The sequence below is a fragment of the Methylobacterium sp. Leaf100 genome (genome assembly GCF_001422845.1).
GTDB lineage: Bacteria > Pseudomonadota > Alphaproteobacteria > Rhizobiales > Beijerinckiaceae > Methylobacterium.
The window spans coordinates 221,236-238,986 of record NZ_LMMW01000001.1 but is presented as its reverse complement, the minus strand read 5'-3'; the positions used below and the strand labels follow the sequence as shown (position 1 = coordinate 238,986).

Here is a 17,751-nt window from a genome sequence, read left to right as displayed (position 1 = left end):
CCGGTCAGCGCGGTTTGCGCCCGTCGTGTGACCGGCGCATCACAGGGGTGGACCGGTCCGCGCGACGGCGCAGGGCGGGATGCGCAGTTCCACGCTGTGTCAGCTGCGCCGCTCGGCGTTCCAGCGTCCGCTGCAGCCGATGAGACCCGTGGTGTTCCAGGTTCCGCCGCCCGTGCCCTGGCGCCCGAGCCGTCCCACCACGTCGGCCTTGTCCGAACCCCGGCTGATCACGGCACGCACGGAGCCGTTGCCCGAGACCCGGCCGTTGATGCTGAACTCGCCGCCCGCATAGGTCGCCTCGCCCCGGCGGATCTGGACGCCGTAGCGGTAGGCGCGGTCGCACGGCCCGTCGAGGGTGACCACCTCGATGCTCCACGCGCCATCGTACCGATGCGGCACCTGGACCTTCTTGGTGGCGGCCGTCGCAGGTCCCGTCAGAACTAGAAGGGCAGCGGTAAGAAGTTGAAGGCGCATGGTTTTCCGCTCCGGAGATAGTACGGCAACGCTCGTAGAACGCCCCGGACGCCGGTTCGGTTGCGGCTTCGGCGTACCGCGGTCTGGTCGTCAGCGCCCCGCAGCTTGGTCTTCAGCGTGCCGCAGCTTGCGCCTCCGTGAGCAGGGCCAGCAGGTCGCAGCCGGCGAACAGGAAGTCGTGGACGCCGGCCGCCTTCAGCGCGTCGTTCAGCTCCCCGGGCTTGCCCGCGAGGTAGATCCGCTCGGCGCCGGCCGCCTTCAGGGCCTGCGCCACCGCCACCGCCCTGGCGGCGTAGACCGCGTCCGACGAGCATAGGCAGGCGATGCGGGCCTCCGATTTCGTGAACGCCTGCGCCGCGGCCTCGGCCTCCTCGAACCCGTCCTCGTTCACCGCCTCGATGCCGCCGGCCGCGAACGCATTGGCGGCAAACGTCGAACGGGCATTGAACACCGCCACCGCGCCGAGATTGGCGAGGAACACCCGCGGTCGCTTGCCGGTCGCGGCGAGGTGCGCATCGGACGCATCGCGAAGCGCCTCGTAGGGCTCGGCCAGACGGCGCGAGGGCAGGGGCGCGCAGGTGAGTGTCTCGCCCGCGCCGAACGGAACGGCCTCTCCGGGCACTGGTGCGACGTCCAGAACGGTCACCGGCTTCTCGGCCAGGAACGGGAATTCGCTTGCCCCGGTCAGGGCTTCACGCCGGGTGGCGACGTTCCGCGTACGGGTCTCGGCGGTCTCGGCGATCCGGGCCTGGAGGGTGCCGGCGCGAAGGCTCGCGACGATGCCGCCCTCGGCCTCGATGGCCTGGAACGCGCTCCAGGCAGTCCGGGTCAGCTCGTCCGTCAGGGTCTCGAAGCTGCCGGCCCCCGCCGCCGGATCGGCGACCCGGGCGAGGTTGGATTCCTCGATCAGGACGATCTGGCTGTTGCGCACCACCCGGCGCGCGAAGGCGTCGGCGAGCCCGAGGGCCGCCGTGTAGGGCAGGGCGGTGACGCTGTCGGCGCCGCCGAGGCCGGCCGACCCCGCCGCCATGGAGGTGCGGAGGATGTTCACGAACGGATCGTTGCGGTTCATCATCCGCCACGCCGTTTCCGCGTGCAGCCGTAAGGGCTTGGGGTCGAGCCCGCAGGCCGCCTCGACCCGGGCCCAGAGCCGGCGCATGGCCCGGAATTTGGCGATGGTCAGGAACTCGTCGGCATCGGCCACCAACAGGATCGCGATGGCGTCGCGGGCACGGGCGAGATCGTGGCTGCCGGTTTCGAGCGCGCGCAGGTAGGAGACCGCCGTGGCGAGGCTGGCTGCGAGTTCCACCGCCTCGCTGGCGCCGGCCTCGTGGTAGGGGCGCCCATCGGCGAGGCCCACCCGGCCGTCGAAACCCGCTTCGTCGAAGCGCGCGAGCGTATCCGACAGGTCCTTGGCGAAGTCCGCGCCGAGGCGGCCCGTCGCCGCGAAAGTGCCGATGGGATCGAGACCGAGATCGAGGTCGAGGCCGGCCAGGGCCTCGCCCCGCCGCTCGGCCACCCCCTTCAGCAGGGTCGCGGCCTCGACACCCCGGCCGCCCGCATCGAGGCGAATGGCGATGAGGGGCAGCATCACGCTGGCGAGCGCCGCGTCCAGATCCTCGACGGTGGCGGCGCTCAGTCCGTAGCCCCTGGCCGAGGGGGCGCCTGAAAAGACGAGGGTCAGGGCATCGGCGCCGCCTTCGAGATCGGCGAGCGCCAGCGCCTGGGCAGGCTCCGCCTGCGGGTGATCGACCCGTTGCGCGATGCGCCAGGGCCCCGGCGCCCGCATGGGCTGGGCTACGGGGGCTGCCGGTTCGTAGAGGGGTTCGACCCGGATGCCGTCGGCGGTCTTCGAGACGAGGCGCTTCTCGAAATCCCCGCCTTTCAGCACGCCGTCGACGAGGCCGAGCCAGCGCTCGCGGGTCGCAGGCGGAAACAGGTCGGCGAGGGGACGGTCTTCCATCGTTCGGGCCTTCGATCGGGGCACCGGCCGCAGAGGGCCGGTCACAGCATCAATGTCCGGAAAAGCCCTTGCACGGTGGCGCACGCCGAAGCAATCGCCCCCGATCCCGGATATCGAATACGCCGGCCCGGTCTCGGAATTGCCCTCCGGTCCTCGCCGGCGTGGCGCGCCTCAACCGAAGACGATCAACCCGAAGAAGCCGAGGGACCCGACGATGATGCGCCACCATGCAAACAGGCGAAAGCCGTGGGCGGAGACGTAGTCGAGCACCGTACGGACCACGAACAGGGCGGAGAAGAACGCGACGATGAAGCCGACGACGATGAGGCCGGTGTCGTCGCGGGAGAGGTTCTTGTAGTTGTCGAGCAGGTCCTTGGCGAAGGCACCGGCCATGGTGGGGATCGCGAGGTAGAACGAGAATTCCGTCGCGGAGCGCTTGTCGGCACCCATGAGCATCGCACCCACGATGGTGGCGCCGGAGCGCGACACACCGGGAATCATCGCGATGCACTGGAACAGGCCGATCTTGAAATCCATCGGCAGGGAGAAGTCGAACACGTCGCGCTTCTTCACCTCGAGATCCGTCTCGTCGAGCACGAGGAGGACGAGGCCGCCCGCCACGAGGGTCGCGCACACGATCCACGGATTGAAGAGGTAGTACTTGATGTACTTGGAGAAAAGGCCGCCGACGATGGCCGCCGGCAGGAACGCGAGGAGGATGCCGAAGACGAAGCGGCGGGCGTTGGGATCGCTCGGGAGAGCTTTGGCGATGCCGAGCAGACGCCCGAAATAGACCGCCAGGATCGCCAGGATCGCACCGAGCTGGATCAGCACCTCGAAGGTGTTGTTGGGCGACTGGAAGCCGATGAAGTGGCCGACCAGGAGCTGGTGCCCCGTGGACGAGACGGGGATGAACTCCGTCGCGCCTTCCACCACGGCGAGGACGACCGCCTTCGCGATGCTCATCGCATCCATCATCGTATCGCCTCACTTCAAGTTGTAGAGCATTGTGTCGCGGCGTGGCCACGCAGGTCACGCGCCGGGCACGGCCTCGGATTTAATCCGAGCCATCGACCATGACGGTTGACGGATGGTTACCGCCTTTGGCCGAGCGTGTTAATGAGGCGGCAACGATCGAGCAATATGTCTGGAGGGGCGACCCTCTGCGAGGGGCCCGATACGGCTCGTCCCCGGCAGCTTCCCCCGTCCGAACGGCCTCGATGGCGACGCTTCACCACTCCCCCTTCTGCCCCCATTCGCGCTTCATCCGCCTCGTGCTTGCCGAGATGGGGATGGAGCCCTCCCTGCTGGAGGAACGCCCGTGGGAGCGGCGCGACGCCTTCCTGATCATCAACCCGGCCGGCACGACGCCGGTGCTGGTGGAGCAATCGGGGCTGGCGATTCCGGGAGCCGGCATCATCGCTGAGTATCTCGACGAGACGCGGGGGCTCGGCCTCAGCGGCCGGCGCCTCCTGCCCGAGACCACGGCGGCCCGGGTCGAGGTCCGCCGGCTCCTCGACTGGTTCCTGGTCAAGTTCGATGCGGAGGTGACGGGCTACCTCGTCACGGAAAAGATCTTCAAGCGCTTCATGAACAGTGCCGCAGGTGGCGGGCCCCCGGACATGAACGCCATCCGGGCGGCGCGCACCAATGTGCGCTATCACCTGAAGTACATCGGCTACCTCATGTCCCGCCGCAAATGGATTGCGGGCGACCATCTGACCTATGCGGATCTGGCGGCGGCCGCCCACCTCTCCTGCGTGGATTACCTCGGCGACGTACCATGGGACGAGGACGAGACGGCGCGGGACTGGTACGCACGGGTGAAGTCGCGCCCGTGCTTCCGCACGCTCCTGGCCGATCGGGTGCCGGGCATGGCGCCGGCCGACCACTACGCGGACCTGGACTTCTGACCGACGGCCCGACGAAAGTCCGTCCACCGCGCAAGATTCTGGCGGGGGACGACCTGCGCCGGGCCGTGGAGACCCGCGCCCGGCACCTCGGCTTCGACGATGTGCGCGTGACCCGGCCCGATGCGGTGCCGGCCCTGGTCGAGCGCCTGCCGACATGGCTCGCCGCCGGCCATCACGGCGACATGGCCTGGATGGTGGACCGGGCCGACCAGCGCGCCGACCCGGCGACCCTGTGGCCGGGGGTGCGCAGCGTGATCATGCTCGGCATGAGCTACGGGCCGGAGGAAAATCCCCTCGCGGCGTTGGACCGGCGCGACCGGGGCGCCATCGCGGCCTATGCGCAGCGGCGCGACTATCACGAAGTGCTGAAGGGCAAGCTCAAGGAACTCGGGGGCTACCTCTCGGCCAAGGGCGACGTGCGCGTGAAGGTGTTCGTGGACACCGCGCCGGTGATGGAGAAGCCCCTGGCCGAGGCCGCCGGCCTCGGCTGGCAGGGCAAGCACACGGTCCTCGTCTCGCGCGCCCACGGCAACTGGCTCCTGCTCGGAGCGATCTACACCTCGGCCGATCTCGCGGCGGACGCGCCCGAGACCGACCATTGCGGCTCGTGCCGGCGCTGCCTCGATATCTGTCCGACCAACGCGTTTCCGGCGCCCTACCAGCTCGATGCCAGACGCTGCATCTCCTACCTTACCATCGAGCATGAGGGTCCGATTCCCCGCGCGTTTCGCGCCGCCATCGGCAATCGCATCTTCGGCTGCGACGACTGCCTCGCGGTCTGTCCCTGGAACAAGTTCGCGGCGATCGCGGGGGAAGGGCGGCTCGCCGCGCGGGCCGACCTAGTGGCTCCCCCCCTCGCCGATCTGGCCCGGCTCGACGACGCAGGGTTCAGGACGCGGTTCGCCGGGACCCCGATCAAGCGCACGGGCCGAGACCGATTCCTGCGGAACGTCCTCATCGCCATCGGCAATTCCGGATCGGCCGCGCTCGCACCCGAGGTGGTACGCTGCCTCAGCGATCCCGCGCCCCTGGTGCGCGGCATGGCGGTCTGGGCCGCCACCCGCCTCTTCGACGCGGACGCCCTGCGGGCCGCATTCGAGGAGCACGGTCGGCAGGAAACGGATGACGCGGTCCGGGCTGAATGGCAGAACGGCCTGACTCAGAATGGCCCGTCGGGATCGATCGCGCAGGAACTACGAGACTCATGAACCTCTTCGTCTTCGGCCTCGGCTTCACGGCTCGCCGGTTCGTCGAACGGGCCTCGGGCCGCTTCGCCGAGGTCCGTGCCACGGTGACCGATCCGTCGCGGCCCGGGGCCGGCCTCGCCGGCGTGGCACTTCGGACGTTCGGGCCGGACGGCGACGACGACCGCATCGCCGCCGATCTCGCCGATACCGATGTGCTCCTCGTCTCGGCTCCCCCCGGGCGGGAGGGCGACACGGTTCTGGCTGGCTACGGCGATGCCATTCGCAGGAGTCGCATCGGCTGGATCGGTTACCTCTCGACCATCGGCGTCTACGGTGACCAGCAGGGTGCGTGGATCGACGAGACGACGGAGCCGCGTCCGACGAGCCAGCGCTCACACGGGCGCCTCGCCGTGGAAGCGGCCTGGCTCACCCTTGGGCGCGAGTCCAACAAGGCCGTTCAGGTGTTCCGCCTGGCCGGCATCTACGGGCCTGGCCGAAACCCGATCGTCAAGTTGCGCGAGGGCAAGTCGCAGCGGATCATCAAGGCCGGGCAGGTGTTCAACCGCATCCATGTGGACGATATCGCGACCACGCTGCTCGCCTCCCTCGACCGGCCCCGGGCCGGGGCGGTCTACAACGTCACGGACGACGCACCGACCCCGCCACAGGTGGTGACCGAGCACGCAGCCAGCCTCGCGGGCCTGCCCCTGCCGCCGGAGATCGATTTCGAGACCGCGGATCTCAGTCCGATGGCGCGCAGCTTCTACGGCGAGAACAAGCGCGTGCGGAACCGGCTGATCCGCGAGGAACTCGGCGTCGATCTCGCCTATCCGACCTACCGCGAGGGACTGGCCGCCCTCGTGGCGGATGCGCGCGCGCCTTAGACTTCAGGCCCGGCCCTGGGTGGGCTGCGCCCATCCGAGCCGCGACAGAGCACCGAAGAGGGCCGCCCGTGCCGGCTTCGGACGCTCCACGGCACGGGCGGCGGCGATCGCAACAGCCTGGGCCACGAGCCACGCCGCCGCGAAGGTCGCAACATCGCCGGTCCGACCCGACGCCCAGCCGAAGTGGGCGCGAACGGAGAACACCAGGACCAGGATCGGCATGTGCACCACGTAGAGGGTGTAGGAGAACGAGGCTGCGCCTTCCCAGCGCGCGAAAGTCCGTGCGGCGGGCGCCTCGTTCGTCGCCAGACCGAGCAGAGCGACGGCCAGGGGCAGTCCCAGTGCAGCCTGGTAGGCGAGGAACGGCCCCCACGCGCTCATGGCATCGACGAAGCCGGGGTTCGCCGCGAAGGCCAGGGGTGCGCCGAGCGCGAGCCCCGCGATGGGGAGAACGACCGGTGTCGCCGCCAGCCGGCGTAGACCGGGATGTCCCCCGAGCCGGGCCGCGCCCACGCCCGCCCCGAACAGGGCCAGGGATTGCAGGTAGAAGAACCGATTGGCCGTCACGAGAACGAGCCCCGAAGCGAGGACGATCCCCGTGGCGCGCCAGGCTCCACGCCCGACGATGGCCAGGGTGGCGAAGGCGGCGACCGCGTAGAGGTAGACCTCCTGGCGCAGGGACCAGAGCGGATTGTCGATGACGAAGGTCGCGTCGCTGGGGGCGAACGTCAGGGTGATGCCCCGCAGGAAGGCGAGGACGCCCATGGTGTAAGGCTCCCCCGTCCGGGTCAGGAGGGGGAGGCCGGCCCGGCCGAGGATGCCCACCGCGAAGGTGAGGGCGATGGCGAAGATCAAGGGGGGCGCGATGCGGGCCACCCGGTGGACCGCGTAGGGCACGAGGAAGCGGCCATCCCGCCCGGCTATCCGGCCGAGACTCGTCGCGATGACGAAACCGCTGAGGGCGAAGAAGGTCATCACCGAGACTCGGCCGATCCAGCCGGTGATGGCCGCTCCTGTCCCATGGGTGGGCAGGAACGCCATCTCCACCGCGTGGGTGAGCACCACCGCCTGCGCGGCGAGACCCCGCACACCGTCGAGCGCCTCGTATCGATAGCCCCGCATCCGTCCCGCCCCTCCGGCCCGCGGGACCGGGTTGCCGGAGGGATGCGGTTCCCGCAAGCCGCGTTACGCGGCCTTGCGGTTCGCGGTGGGGCCGAAATGATCGATGTAGCGCGCGGCGATGGCCGAGACCGGCAGGACCACGAATACGTCGGTGGTGCCGAACTGATGATCGACCACGGCCCCGTCGCCGAAGGTCGCGCCGACCCGGAGGTAGCCCTTGATCAGGGGCGGCAGGGATTGAAGGGCGGCTTTCGGGTCCACGGCTTCGCGGGCGAGGCGGTCCATGGCGACGTAACGTGCGGGCAGGGCCGTGGCGCCCCAGCCTTCTGGCGCGCGGGCGTGATGATGGAGGAAGCTCAAGGGGAGGGCGAGGCGGTCCGGATCGGTGCCCTCCAGGCTGGCGCAGCCGAGCATGGCATCGATGCGGTGGTGTTGGACGTAGGCCCAGATTCCGGCCCAGAGCAGTTCCACCGTGCGCTTGGTCCGGTAGGGCTTGAGGACACAGGAGCGGCCGAGTTCGAGGAAGCGCTCGCCCGGATGCGCGGCGAGGAGGGGCGCGATGTCGTACTCGGCCTCCGTGTAGAAGCCGAAATGCCGGTCGGCCGTCTCCTGGCGCAGGAGGCGGTAGGTGCCCACCACCTTCGGGCGGGGGCGCCGGAACGGGGTCTCGTCCGTGGCTGCGTGATCGATGACGAGGAGGTGGTCGCAGACCGTGTCGTAGGCATCGATATCCCGGCGCGAAAGCAGGGACAGGCCGGTGGCCACCGCCTGCATCTCCTCGAAGAACACCCGGTAGCGCAGGCGCTGCGCCCGGCGAATCTCGGACACGGAAGTCGCCAGCCGAACCTCGAGATTGCCGATGCGTCCGAGGCTCGGATCGAGGCCTGGGGCCGGGAACGGCTTCTTCAGGCGCGGCGTGAACTTGATCGGTACGGAACCGGGCGGGATGAGCGCCCGCCCGTGTGGGGTGGGTACTCCCAAAAGGCCTGCTTCGCTGCGCTTGCGCTTCATTCGGGTGAAGGGCGCATGAACGTGCGTCTCCCAACCGGTGAGCCACGCCGCGGATGCCTCTCGCGCGAAGTTCGGAACCATGGTCGAATCCGCCTGTCGGGATCGCGAGACGGGCTCACCCCGGAGCCCTGAACCTCACGCCTTCGGGACGCCACAACACCATGCGGCGCACACGCTTTTATGACACGGATTCGCCAAGTGCGAGAGGGGGTTGAGGCGCTTAGCCGACACCTCTCCGGCAGCCCGCACGTGCGTAGCCGCCGAAGTGGATCGAATGGATGGTCAGACGAACTGGTTCAGGCCAGGGATCGAGCCGACGATGGGCCCCATGACGTCCTCGCCGGCCTTCTCGCGGCCGTAGGCGAACAGCTCCCGGCCGAGCGGCTGCATCTGGCCCATGGGGACACCGGCCGCCATGAGTTTCTGACCCAGCGCCATCACGCCGCCGCCCATCATGCCACCGAGCATGCCCATCAGACCGCCGCCGCCTTCGCCCGCATTGGACTCCGCAATGGTGGTCTCAGAACCGGGAAGGGTGGCGAGGAGCTGGCTGACTTCGGTGGCGGGCCCTTCCTTCTGGAGGAAGGCCAGGATGTGGCCGATGGCCGTCTGGGCGGTCGCGGCGTCCAGCCCCGTCACGGTGGTGACGCGGGCAATCAACTCTTCCATCTCGGGTCGCTCCAGAGCATTCGGGATTTTGTCTGTCCGGCCTTGCCGCGGGTAAATCAAGGGTGGCAGCCGCGTCAGGCCTCTGTTGCTGGAAAATGCCGCGCCCAGGCCGCATAACCCACCTGAGCGAGGCGGCACGCCGCTTCTCAGCATCGGGGAGTGGGCGATCATGCAGGGCGACGGCACAATCCTCGTGGGCAAGAGTCTCCTGAAGGGGGGCGGCACCAAGCCGGAGGCACTCACCCTGCGGCTCGCCAACCGCCATGGCCTCGTGGCGGGCGCCACCGGCACCGGCAAGACCGTGACCCTGCAAGTGATGGCCGAGGGCTTTTCGAATGCCGGGGTCCCGGTCTTCGCCGCCGACATCAAGGGGGATTTGTCCGGGCTCGCCGCCGCCGGGGAAGCGAAGCCTCATTTCGTCGAACGTGCCGAGCAGCTTGGTATTCCGTACGAGCCCGACCGCTTCCCGGTGGTGTTCTGGGATCTGTTCGGCGACCAGGGGCATCCGATCCGCGCGACCGTGATCGAGATGGGACCCCTGGTTCTCGCCCGCCTGTTGGAACTCAACGACACCCAGGAGGGCGTCCTCAACATCGCCTTCCGGATTGCCGACGACAACGAATGGCCAGTCCTCGACCTCAAGGATCTGCGTGCCCTCCTGCTCTACGTCTCGGAGAACCTGAAGGCGATCTCGGGCCAGTACGGCAACGTCTCGGCGGCGAGCGTGGGGGCCATCCAGCGTCAGCTGCTGATGCTGGAGAATCAGGGTGCAGACCAGTTCTTCGGCGAGCCGGCCCTGGACCTCAACGATTTCATGAAGACCGACCGCGAAGGGCGCGGCATCGTCAACATCCTGGCCGCCGACAAGCTCATGCAGCGGCCCCGGCTCTACGCCGCCTTCCTGTTGTGGATGCTGTCGGAGCTGTTCGAGCAATTGCCCGAGGTGGGAGACCTCGACAAGCCCAAGCTCGTCTTCTTCTTCGACGAGGCCCACCTGCTGTTCGACGATGCGCCCAAAGCGCTTCTCGATGCCGTCGAGCAGGTGGTGCGGCTGATCCGCTCCAAGGGTGTCGGCGTCTACTTCGTCACCCAGAACCCCCTCGATGTCCCCGAGTCGGTTCTCGGTCAGCTCGGCAACCGGGTGCAGCACGCATTGCGTGCCTTCACGCCGCGCGACCAGCGTGCGGTGAAGTCGGCGGCCGAGACGTTTCGCCAGAATCCGGGTTTCGATGTCGCCAAGGCCATCACCGAACTCGGCGTCGGCGAGGCCTTGATGAGCTTCCTCGAAGCGAAGGGAACGCCTTCCATCGTCGAGCGGGCCCTCGTCGCTCCGCCCCAGGGCCGCGTCGGCCCCATCACGCCGGCCGAGCGAGCGAGCCTCATGGCGAACAGCCCCGTGCGGGGGAAGTACGATGCGGCGGTCGACAACGAGAGCGCCTACGAGATCCTGGCCAAGCGCAAGGGTTTAGATTCCGCGCCGGCAGAGGCGGCTCAGCAAGCCGAGGGCGGTCTGACGGGCATGCTCGGTGGATTGCTCGGCAGCGTCTTCGGCTCGAAACCCGCTGCAAAGGGGCGCCGCCCTCCACAAACCCTCGCCGAACAGGTCATCGGTAACGCTGCCCGTTCCATGGCGCGCAAGGTTGGAACGGAGGTGGGGAATGCGATCCTTCGCAATGTGCTGGGCGGGCTGACCAAGCGTTGAATTCGTGGCACGCGGCTCTTGCCCGAACCGGCATCGCATTGACAAATCACCCCCATCGCGCCTATGCACCAGCGCAATGCGCGGCTTCCTCGACGAAGTCCGCGCGTTTCGCGTTCGCGCCCGGCTCGACCCGGTGTCGCGGATGACCTGAACAAGAAGACGGTCCAGGTTCACCTGACGGTGAGCGGGAGGCCGGCAGAGAACACGAAAGAGAACGATGTTCGCAGTCATCAAGACGGGCGGCAAGCAGTATCGCGTTGCCGCCAACGACACCATCACGATCGCCACCCTCGAGGGTGAAGCCGGCTCCACCGTGACCTTCGGGGACGTGCTCCTTTTCGCCGACGGCGCTGGCGCCACTCAGATCGGCGCGCCGCTGCTCTCGGGCATCAGCGTCACCGGCGAGATCGTCAGCCATGGCCGCGACGCGAAGGTCATCGCCTTCAAGAAGCGCCGCCGCCAGAACTCGCGCCGCAAGCGGGGCCACCGCCAGCACCACACGGTGGTTCGCATCACCGGCATCAGCGCCTGACGGTCGGATCGTTTTTCGAGATTTCGGAGTAAGCCACAATGGCCCATAAAAAAGCAGGCGGCTCGTCCCGCAACGGCCGCGATTCCGCCGGCCAGCGCCTCGGCGTGAAGAAGTTCGGCTCGGAAGCCGTCATCGCCGGCAACATCATCGTGCGCCAGCGCGGCACCAAGTGGCATCCCGGCACCAATGTGGGCATGGGTACGGATCATACCCTGTTCGCCAAGACCGATGGCCGGGTGCTGTTCATGACCAAGCGCGGTCGTGCCTTCGTCACCGTCGTGCCGCTGCAGGAAGCTGCCGAGTAACGAACTTTTCTTTCGGTCGCCCGGCCTTCCGGCCGGTCGGGGCATGGATGGGGGAGGATGGGTATCCATCCTCCCTTTCGTCGTCTGAGGCGGAGTAGGTTCCGCCCACAGCGATGGGGTCGAGGCCATGAAGCGTACCCTTGCCGTATCGGGCGCGGCTGCCCTGGCGGCCTTCGGGTTTGCCGCCCTCCTGTTGCGTGGCTTGGACCACCCCCAGCCAGCACCCGGTGTCGTCGCGACGACGTCTGCGATGCCGACGCTGTACTGTGAATTCTACAATTTCGTCGGCCGCGCTCCGAAGGTCGGGTTCACCTTCTCGACCTCGCGCGCCAACGAAGCTCCGGCCTTCGCTCAAGTGAACCAGATCGAGGCGGACGGGACGCGGACCGCTTTTGGCGCGGACAGCGAGCCGTCACGGAATTGGACTTTCGAGGCGGGAGACCCGCCGAATCTGGTTTCGCCCGACGATGCCATCCGCATCCTCCTTTACGGATACGAGGGCACCACGTCCGCCGGGACGTGGTTCGAAGCCGGACTTCGGAGTATCCAGTACCTGAACCTCGACGGGAAATGCCGTCGCGGCGGCGCCTGACGCCGATACCGGCATCCCGCCGGAGCCGACCCGCGAGACCGCTTCGCGTGTCCGAGACGAATGAAGTGAGACGAGCAGTACCGTGAAATTCCTCGACGAAGCCAAGGTCTACGTGCGCTCCGGCGACGGTGGTGCCGGATGCGTGGCCTTCCGGCGTGAAAAGTTCATCGAATTCGGCGGTCCCAACGGCGGCGACGGCGGCCGCGGTGGCGACGTCTGGGTCGAGTGCGTCGACGGTCTCAACACCCTGATCGACTACCGATACCAGCAGCATTTCAAGGCCAAGAAGGGCGAGCACGGCATGGGCTCGAACCGCCACGGGGCCAACGGCGCCGACGTGGTGCTCAAGGTGCCGGCCGGGACTGAGATCATCGCCGAGGACGGCGAGACACTGATCGCCGACATGACCCATATCGGCCAGCGGGTACGCTTGGCCAAGGGAGGCAACGGCGGCTTCGGAAACGCCTATTTCACCACCTCGACGAACCGTGCCCCCAAGCATGCCAACCCGGGCCTCGAGGGCCACGAGCAATGGGTCTGGCTGCGCCTGAAGCTCATCGCCGATGCGGGCTTGGTCGGCCTGCCGAATGCCGGTAAATCGACGTTCCTCGCCACCGTGACGGCGGCCAAGCCGAAGATCGCCGATTACCCCTTCACCACCCTGCACCCCGGCCTCGGCGTCGTCCGCTCGGACGAGCGGGAATTCGTTCTCGCGGATATTCCCGGTCTCATCGAGGGCGCACACGACGGCGTCGGCCTCGGCGACCGGTTCCTCGCCCATGTCGAGCGCTGCCGCGTGCTCCTGCACCTCGTCGAGGCCACCAACGAGCATGCGGGCAAGACCTACAAGCTCGTCCGCAAGGAACTCGAGGCCTATGGCGGCGGCCTGACCGACAAGCCCGAGATCGTCGCCCTATCGAAGGCCGACGTGGTCGATCCCGACACGCTCAAGGAGCAGGTCGCCCGGCTCAAGCGCGCCTCGGGGAAGAAGCCGTTGATCCTGTCGTCGGCGACGGGGCTCGGCGTTCAGGACGCGCTGCGGGCGATCACCCGCTCCATCGCGGAGGCCAAGCGCGCCGAGGCGGAGGCGCAGCCGGCCGATGCGTGGCAGCCGTGAGTGACGCGGCGGTGACTTCGCCGCGTGCATCGACGCCCAACCTCCAGGACTTCCGCCGGATCGTCATCAAGGTCGGTTCGGCACTCCTCGTGGACCGCGCGCGCGGACGTCTGCGCCATGCCTGGCTCGCGGCTCTGGCCGAGGACATCGCCGACCTGCACGCGCAGGGAGCCGACGTCCTCGTCGTCTCCTCGGGCGCCATCGCCCTCGGGCGTACGGTGCTTGGATATCCGCCCGGTACCCTGCGGCTGGAGGAGAGCCAGGCGGCGGCGGCCGTGGGACAGATCGCGCTCGCCCGGCACTGGTCGGAGGCGCTCGGCCACCACGGGATCGCGGCCGGCCAGATCCTGGTGACGCCGCAGGACACCGAGGAGCGCCGACGCTACCTCAACGCCCGCGCCACCGTGCTCAAGCTGCTCGAAGTGCGCGCCGTGCCGGTGGTGAACGAGAACGACACCGTGGCCACCAGCGAGATCCGCTACGGCGACAACGACCGGCTCGCCGCCCGTGTCGCCACCATGATCGGTGCCGACGTCCTGGTGCTCTTCTCCGATATCGACGGCCTCTATACGGCGCCGCCTCACACCGACCCGCTCGCTCGCCATCTTCCGGTGATCGAGCGCATCACCCCCGAGATCGAGGCCATGGCCGGCGGTCCGGCCTCGGATCTGTCGCGCGGCGGGATGCGCACCAAGGTCGAAGCCGCGAAGATCGCCGCCAGCGGCGGCACCCACATGGTCATCGCCGACGGTCGCGAGAAGAACCCCCTGCGCACCATCCTGAAGGGGGGGCGTTGCAGCTGGTTCCTGTCGGGCTCCAACCCGATCGCCGCGCGCAAGGCCTGGATCGCCGGGTCCCTCGAGCCGCGCGGCATCCTCATCGTCGATGACGGTGCCGCCCGCGCGCTTCAGGGGGGAGCCAGCCTGCTGCCGGTGGGCGTCACCGGGATTCACGGCGGATTCGGACGCGGCGACGCCGTGGTGATCCGCGATGCCGCCGGGCGGACCCTCGGGCGTGGCTTGGTGGCCTACGACAGCGATCAGGCCGTGCGGATCATCGGCCGCCCGAGCCGCGAGATCGCCGATCTGCTGACTCATCCCGGCCGCGCCGAAATGGTGCATCGCGACGACCTCGCCATGGTGGGCGAATAGCCGGGTTGTCATGCGTTACGCTTGTTTCCCCAGTATCCGGCATGCGATGACGGGCGGGACAACAGGCGGGCGCGCCGGATCGCGCGACGGCCCGCGAGGATGAAGGCCGTGCCCGTTCTGAATCTGCGTACCGATTTTCAAGCTCCCGATCTGACCGCCGAAATGCATGCCATCGGCCAGCGCGCGCGAGCCGCCGCGCGTGGCATCGCGCTGGCACCAGCTCAGATCAAGGATATCGCGCTTCGCACCATCGCCGAGCGCTTGCGGGGGGCACAGTCCGAGATCCTGACAGAAAACGCCCGGGACGTGGAAGCGGCCCGCGCCGCCGGCCAGACTCAGGCGCTCATCGACCGGCTCACCCTCGATCCCACGCGCCTGAGCGCCATCGCCGACGCCGTCGAGAAGATCGGTGCCTTGCCCGATCCCGTCGGGCGTCAGGTCGCTGCGTTCGAGCGTCCCAATGGCCTGCTGATCGAGCGCATCGCCGTGCCGCTGGGCGTCATCGGCGTGATCTTCGAGAGCCGCCCCAACGTCACCGCCGATGCCGGCGCGCTGTGCCTCAAGGCCGGCAATGCCGCCATCCTGCGCGCCGGGTCCGACAGTCATCGCACGGCCATGGCCATCGCGCGGGCCATGCGGGCTGGTCTGGAAGCGTCCGGACTGCCGGCGGACGCGATCCAGATCGTACCGACCCGTGATCGGGCTGCCGTTGGCGCCATGCTGTCCGGCCTCGACGGCTGCATCGACGTGATCGTGCCCCGGGGCGGGCGCGGTCTGGTGGAACGTGTCCATGCCGAGGCGCGGGTGCCGGTCTTCGCGCACCTCGATGGTATCTGTCACGTCTACGTCGCCGCCGGCGCCGATCTCGACATGGCCCGTACCATCGCCCTCAACAGCAAGATGCGCCGTACGGGTATCTGCGGCGCCGCCGAGACCCTCCTGGTGGATCGCGCCTGCGCCAGCACGCATCTGGCTCCCCTCGTCACGGCTCTCATCGAGGCAGGGTGCGCCGTGCGTGGCGATACGGATGTGCAGGCGGTCGATGCCCGTGTGACGCCGGCCGCGGAGGCGGACTGGCGTACGGAGTACCTCGATGCCATCATCGCCGTCCGAGTGGTCGATGGTCTCGATGCGGCGATCACCCATATCGAGACCTACGGATCGCACCACACCGATTCCATCGTGACCGCCGACCGCGCCGAGGCGACGCGCTTCCTCGCCGAGGTCGATTCCGCCATCGTCGTCCACAACGCCTCGACCCAGTTCGCCGATGGCGGGGAGTTCGGCTTCGGGGCCGAGATCGGTATCGCAACGGGCCGGATGCATGCGCGCGGCCCCGTCGGCGTGGAGCAACTCACCACCTTCAAGTACCGCGTCCACGGGAGTGGGCAGACGCGTCCTTGACGCTTCGCTTCGTTCCGCCACCACACGCGGCTTCCGATGCGACTTGACGTGTCGGGACCCGTTCGGCTTCCGCCGGCCTGCCCCGGCCTCCGGATCGGCCTCTACGGCGGTTCGTTCAACCCGGCTCATCTCGGGCATCGGCATGTCAGCCGCGTCGCCCTGCGGCGCCTGGGCCTCGACCGCGTCTGGTGGATGGTCACGCCGGGCAATCCCCTGAAGGACCGGGCCGATCTCGCTTCCATCGACGCGCGCGTCTCGGCCGCTCAGGCTATCGCTGCCCATCCCCGCATCGTGGTGACGGCTTTCGAGAGCCTCATCGGTGCTCGCTACACTCGGCAAAGCCTTCGCTACCTCACGGACCGCCATCCGGCCGTGCGATTCGTCTGGATCATGGGAGCCGACAGCCTCGCGACATTTCATCGCTGGCAGGGATTCCGTGCGATCGCCGAAACCATGCCCATCGCCATCATCGACCGGCCCGGGTTCACTCTCAAGGGGCCGGTTGCGCGGGGTGCGCAAGCCCTCGGCCGTTGGCGGATCGACGAGGCGGATGCCCGTGTGCTCGCCGATCTCGACCCACCGGCCTGGGTCTTCCTGCACGGTCCACGCTCTCATCTGTCCTCCACGGCCCTGCGAACCGGGGGGCGGAAAGATGGATTGCGCGAAGACGCAACGGGAACGTTCCATGTCGCGCCCATTCAGGGTACGATCCCCGCATGACGATGGCCATTGCAGGAACTGAGACGCTGAACGACGCGGTCCACCAGGGAGCCCCAGGTTCCGACGACGTTGCCGACCGCAAGATCGGCGACCTCAGAGCGCTCGCCCTCGATTGTCTGGAGGACATGAAGGCGGAGGAGACCATCGAGATCGATCTGATGGGTCGGACGTCGCTCGCCGACACCATGATCATCACTTCGGGTCGCTCGCAGCGCCATGTCGGTGCCATCGCTGACCGCATCCTCCAGGACATGAAGGCCAAGGGTCTCGGCTCCGCCCGGGTCGAGGGCATGCCGGCCTGCGACTGGGTGCTGATCGATGCAGGCGACATCATCGTCCACATCTTCCGCCCGGAAGTGCGCGGCTTCTACAATCTCGAGAAGATGTGGGGCGCCGACCGTCCCGCCGTCGACCTGCCCAGCAACGCCCTGGCCGAGTAAGCGACCGCGGGTCGTCGACTCCATGCGGCTCCTCATCGCGGCGGTCGGGCGCCTGAAGGCCGGTCCGGAGCGCGACCTCGCGGCACGCTACCGCGAACGGGCGGCCCAACTCGGCCGCAGTCTCGGCTTTCCAGCCTGCGATACGGTCGAGATTCCCGAGAGCCGTGCACGTCGGCCGCAGGATCGTTGTGCGGAGGAGGGCACGGCCATCCTCGCGCACGCGCAGGGAGCCGCCCTCGTCGTCTACGACGAACGCGGACGCGCCGATCTCACCAGTGAAACCTTCGCCGATCGCGTGGCGGCCTGGCGCGACGCCGCGCGTCCGAGCCTCGCCATCGCCATCGGCGGAGCCGACGGACTCGATCCGGCGGTACGAGCGCGAGCCGATCTCACCCTGTCCTTCGGCGCGGCGACGTTGCCGCATGGCCTTGTGCGCGTGCTGGCCTTGGAGCAGGTGTATCGAGCGCTGACGATCCTCGCCGGCCATCCCTATCATCGCGGAAACCTCGACGAACGATGACGGCGGTGAGGCCATGGATGGCGGCACGGGGGGGAGGGCGCAGCT

General features: G+C 68.4%; 19 protein-coding genes. 13 read left to right on the top strand and 6 right to left on the bottom strand.

Translation table 11 applies throughout. The annotated features are described in order from the left end of the window. Nucleotides 1-99: 99 nt before the first annotated feature. The 3 genes from ASF25_RS01050 to ASF25_RS01040 all read right to left on the bottom strand — a co-directional run bounded on the left by ASF25_RS01050 (nucleotide 100) and on the right by ASF25_RS01040 (nucleotide 3,412). On the bottom strand, nucleotides 100-474 hold the full coding sequence (locus ASF25_RS01050; protein ID WP_056171877.1) for a hypothetical protein: 375 nt from the start codon (nucleotides 472-474) through the stop codon (nucleotides 100-102). Between the two features lie 112 nt (nucleotides 475-586). Further along, nucleotides 587-2,437, bottom strand: a complete 1,851-nt coding sequence (locus ASF25_RS01045) for a methylmalonyl-CoA mutase subunit beta (RefSeq protein ID WP_056302732.1) — start codon at nucleotides 2,435-2,437, stop codon at nucleotides 587-589. Nucleotides 2,438-2,608: 171 nt separating this feature from the next. After that, nucleotides 2,609-3,412 (bottom strand): undecaprenyl-diphosphate phosphatase, encoded by an 804-nt coding sequence (locus tag ASF25_RS01040; RefSeq protein ID WP_056302730.1) that lies wholly within the window; start codon nucleotides 3,410-3,412, stop codon nucleotides 2,609-2,611. 245 nt (nucleotides 3,413-3,657) lie between these two features. Here ASF25_RS01040 and ASF25_RS01035 point away from each other — a divergent pair, with 245 nt between their 5' ends. The 3 genes from ASF25_RS01035 to ASF25_RS01025 all read left to right on the top strand — a co-directional run bounded on the left by ASF25_RS01035 (nucleotide 3,658) and on the right by ASF25_RS01025 (nucleotide 6,421). Then, nucleotides 3,658-4,350: a glutathione S-transferase family protein gene (locus ASF25_RS01035; RefSeq protein ID WP_056171871.1), complete on the top strand. Its 693-nt coding sequence runs from the start codon at nucleotides 3,658-3,660 to the stop codon at nucleotides 4,348-4,350. A 65-nt stretch (nucleotides 4,351-4,415) separates the two neighbouring features. Then, complete coding sequence (gene queG, locus ASF25_RS01030; RefSeq protein WP_280137313.1) at nucleotides 4,416-5,558, top strand: tRNA epoxyqueuosine(34) reductase QueG; 1,143 nt, start codon at nucleotides 4,416-4,418, stop codon at nucleotides 5,556-5,558. Beyond that, nucleotides 5,555-6,421 carry an SDR family oxidoreductase gene (locus ASF25_RS01025; protein ID WP_056302728.1) on the top strand — a complete coding sequence of 289 codons (867 nt, stop codon included), beginning with the start codon at nucleotides 5,555-5,557 and terminating at the stop codon, nucleotides 6,419-6,421. Before queG ends, ASF25_RS01025 begins: the two co-directional genes overlap by 4 nt. Nucleotides 6,422-6,424: 3 nt before the next feature. Here the strand turns inward: ASF25_RS01025 and ASF25_RS01020 are convergent, their stop codons facing one another. The 3 genes from ASF25_RS01020 to ASF25_RS01010 all read right to left on the bottom strand — a co-directional run bounded on the left by ASF25_RS01020 (nucleotide 6,425) and on the right by ASF25_RS01010 (nucleotide 9,223). Continuing rightward, nucleotides 6,425-7,543 carry an acyltransferase gene (locus ASF25_RS01020; RefSeq protein WP_056302726.1) on the bottom strand — a complete coding sequence of 373 codons (1,119 nt, stop codon included), beginning with the start codon at nucleotides 7,541-7,543 and terminating at the stop codon, nucleotides 6,425-6,427. A 63-nt stretch (nucleotides 7,544-7,606) separates the two neighbouring features. Continuing rightward, entirely contained in the window at nucleotides 7,607-8,635 is a 1,029-nt protein-coding gene (locus ASF25_RS01015) for a GNAT family N-acetyltransferase (RefSeq protein ID WP_056171865.1), read from the bottom strand. A gap of 201 nt (nucleotides 8,636-8,836) precedes the next feature. Beyond that, nucleotides 8,837-9,223: a hypothetical protein gene (locus tag ASF25_RS01010; RefSeq protein ID WP_056171863.1), complete on the bottom strand. Its 387-nt coding sequence runs from the start codon at nucleotides 9,221-9,223 to the stop codon at nucleotides 8,837-8,839. 169 nt (nucleotides 9,224-9,392) lie between these two features. Here ASF25_RS01010 and ASF25_RS01005 point away from each other — a divergent pair, with 169 nt between their 5' ends. From ASF25_RS01005 to rlmH, 10 genes are all read left to right on the top strand, one after another. Further along, complete coding sequence (locus tag ASF25_RS01005) at nucleotides 9,393-10,925, top strand: helicase HerA-like domain-containing protein (protein ID WP_056302724.1); 1,533 nt, start codon at nucleotides 9,393-9,395, stop codon at nucleotides 10,923-10,925. 217 nt (nucleotides 10,926-11,142) lie between these two features. Then, the gene (gene rplU, locus ASF25_RS01000; protein ID WP_056087079.1) at nucleotides 11,143-11,457 is read left to right on the top strand and encodes a 50S ribosomal protein L21; all 315 of its coding nucleotides are present in this window, start codon (nucleotides 11,143-11,145) and stop codon (nucleotides 11,455-11,457) included. 38 nt (nucleotides 11,458-11,495) lie between these two features. Next, entirely contained in the window at nucleotides 11,496-11,762 is a 267-nt protein-coding gene (rpmA, locus tag ASF25_RS00995) for a 50S ribosomal protein L27 (protein WP_056302722.1), read from the top strand. 127 nt (nucleotides 11,763-11,889) lie between these two features. Beyond that, nucleotides 11,890-12,354, top strand: coding sequence for a hypothetical protein (locus ASF25_RS00990; protein WP_056171858.1), 465 nt, complete (start codon nucleotides 11,890-11,892; stop codon nucleotides 12,352-12,354). Between the two features lie 82 nt (nucleotides 12,355-12,436). Then, entirely contained in the window at nucleotides 12,437-13,471 is a 1,035-nt protein-coding gene (gene obgE, locus ASF25_RS00985; protein ID WP_056171856.1) for a GTPase ObgE, read from the top strand. Further along, a complete protein-coding gene (proB, locus tag ASF25_RS00980) occupies nucleotides 13,468-14,622 on the top strand; it encodes a glutamate 5-kinase (protein ID WP_244472854.1) in 1,155 nt (384 codons plus the stop codon). Before obgE ends, proB begins: the two co-directional genes overlap by 4 nt. A gap of 108 nt (nucleotides 14,623-14,730) precedes the next feature. Next, nucleotides 14,731-16,026, top strand: a complete 1,296-nt coding sequence (locus ASF25_RS00975) for a glutamate-5-semialdehyde dehydrogenase (RefSeq protein WP_056266178.1) — start codon at nucleotides 14,731-14,733, stop codon at nucleotides 16,024-16,026. A 36-nt stretch (nucleotides 16,027-16,062) separates the two neighbouring features. Then, a complete protein-coding gene (locus ASF25_RS00970) occupies nucleotides 16,063-16,746 on the top strand; it encodes a nicotinate-nucleotide adenylyltransferase (protein ID WP_082483749.1) in 684 nt (227 codons plus the stop codon). Further along, nucleotides 16,743-17,186: a ribosome silencing factor gene (gene rsfS, locus ASF25_RS00965; protein WP_082478728.1), complete on the top strand. Its 444-nt coding sequence runs from the start codon at nucleotides 16,743-16,745 to the stop codon at nucleotides 17,184-17,186. The genes ASF25_RS00970 and rsfS overlap by 4 nt, the downstream gene beginning before the upstream one ends. A gap of 22 nt (nucleotides 17,187-17,208) precedes the next feature. After that, on the top strand, nucleotides 17,209-17,706 hold the full coding sequence (gene rlmH, locus ASF25_RS00960) for a 23S rRNA (pseudouridine(1915)-N(3))-methyltransferase RlmH (RefSeq protein ID WP_056171854.1): 498 nt from the start codon (nucleotides 17,209-17,211) through the stop codon (nucleotides 17,704-17,706). Nucleotides 17,707-17,751: the final 45 nt, after the last annotated feature.

Excerpts from the sequence above, each read along its gene's own strand:
- ASF25_RS01050 (WP_056171877.1), bottom strand. The coding sequence starts at position 474 with ATGCGCCTTCAACTTCTTACCGCTGCCCTTCTAGTTCTGACGGGACCT.
- ASF25_RS01045 (WP_056302732.1), bottom strand. The coding sequence starts at position 2,437 with ATGGAAGACCGTCCCCTCGCCGACCTGTTTCCGCCTGCGACCCGCGAG.
- ASF25_RS01040 (WP_056302730.1), bottom strand. The coding sequence starts at position 3,412 with ATGGATGCGATGAGCATCGCGAAGGCGGTCGTCCTCGCCGTGGTGGAA.
- ASF25_RS01035 (WP_056171871.1), top strand. The coding sequence starts at position 3,658 with ATGGCGACGCTTCACCACTCCCCCTTCTGCCCCCATTCGCGCTTCATC.
- ASF25_RS01025 (WP_056302728.1), top strand. The coding sequence starts at position 5,555 with ATGAACCTCTTCGTCTTCGGCCTCGGCTTCACGGCTCGCCGGTTCGTC.
- ASF25_RS01020 (WP_056302726.1), bottom strand. The coding sequence starts at position 7,543 with ATGCGGGGCTATCGATACGAGGCGCTCGACGGTGTGCGGGGTCTCGCC.
- ASF25_RS01015 (WP_056171865.1), bottom strand. The coding sequence starts at position 8,635 with ATGGTTCCGAACTTCGCGCGAGAGGCATCCGCGGCGTGGCTCACCGGT.
- ASF25_RS01010 (WP_056171863.1), bottom strand. The coding sequence starts at position 9,223 with ATGGAAGAGTTGATTGCCCGCGTCACCACCGTGACGGGGCTGGACGCC.
- ASF25_RS01005 (WP_056302724.1), top strand. The coding sequence starts at position 9,393 with ATGCAGGGCGACGGCACAATCCTCGTGGGCAAGAGTCTCCTGAAGGGG.
- rplU (WP_056087079.1), top strand. The coding sequence starts at position 11,143 with ATGTTCGCAGTCATCAAGACGGGCGGCAAGCAGTATCGCGTTGCCGCC.
- rpmA (WP_056302722.1), top strand. The coding sequence starts at position 11,496 with ATGGCCCATAAAAAAGCAGGCGGCTCGTCCCGCAACGGCCGCGATTCC.
- ASF25_RS00990 (WP_056171858.1), top strand. The coding sequence starts at position 11,890 with ATGAAGCGTACCCTTGCCGTATCGGGCGCGGCTGCCCTGGCGGCCTTC.
- ASF25_RS00970 (WP_082483749.1), top strand. The coding sequence starts at position 16,063 with ATGCGACTTGACGTGTCGGGACCCGTTCGGCTTCCGCCGGCCTGCCCC.
- rsfS (WP_082478728.1), top strand. The coding sequence starts at position 16,743 with ATGACGATGGCCATTGCAGGAACTGAGACGCTGAACGACGCGGTCCAC.
- rlmH (WP_056171854.1), top strand. The coding sequence starts at position 17,209 with ATGCGGCTCCTCATCGCGGCGGTCGGGCGCCTGAAGGCCGGTCCGGAG.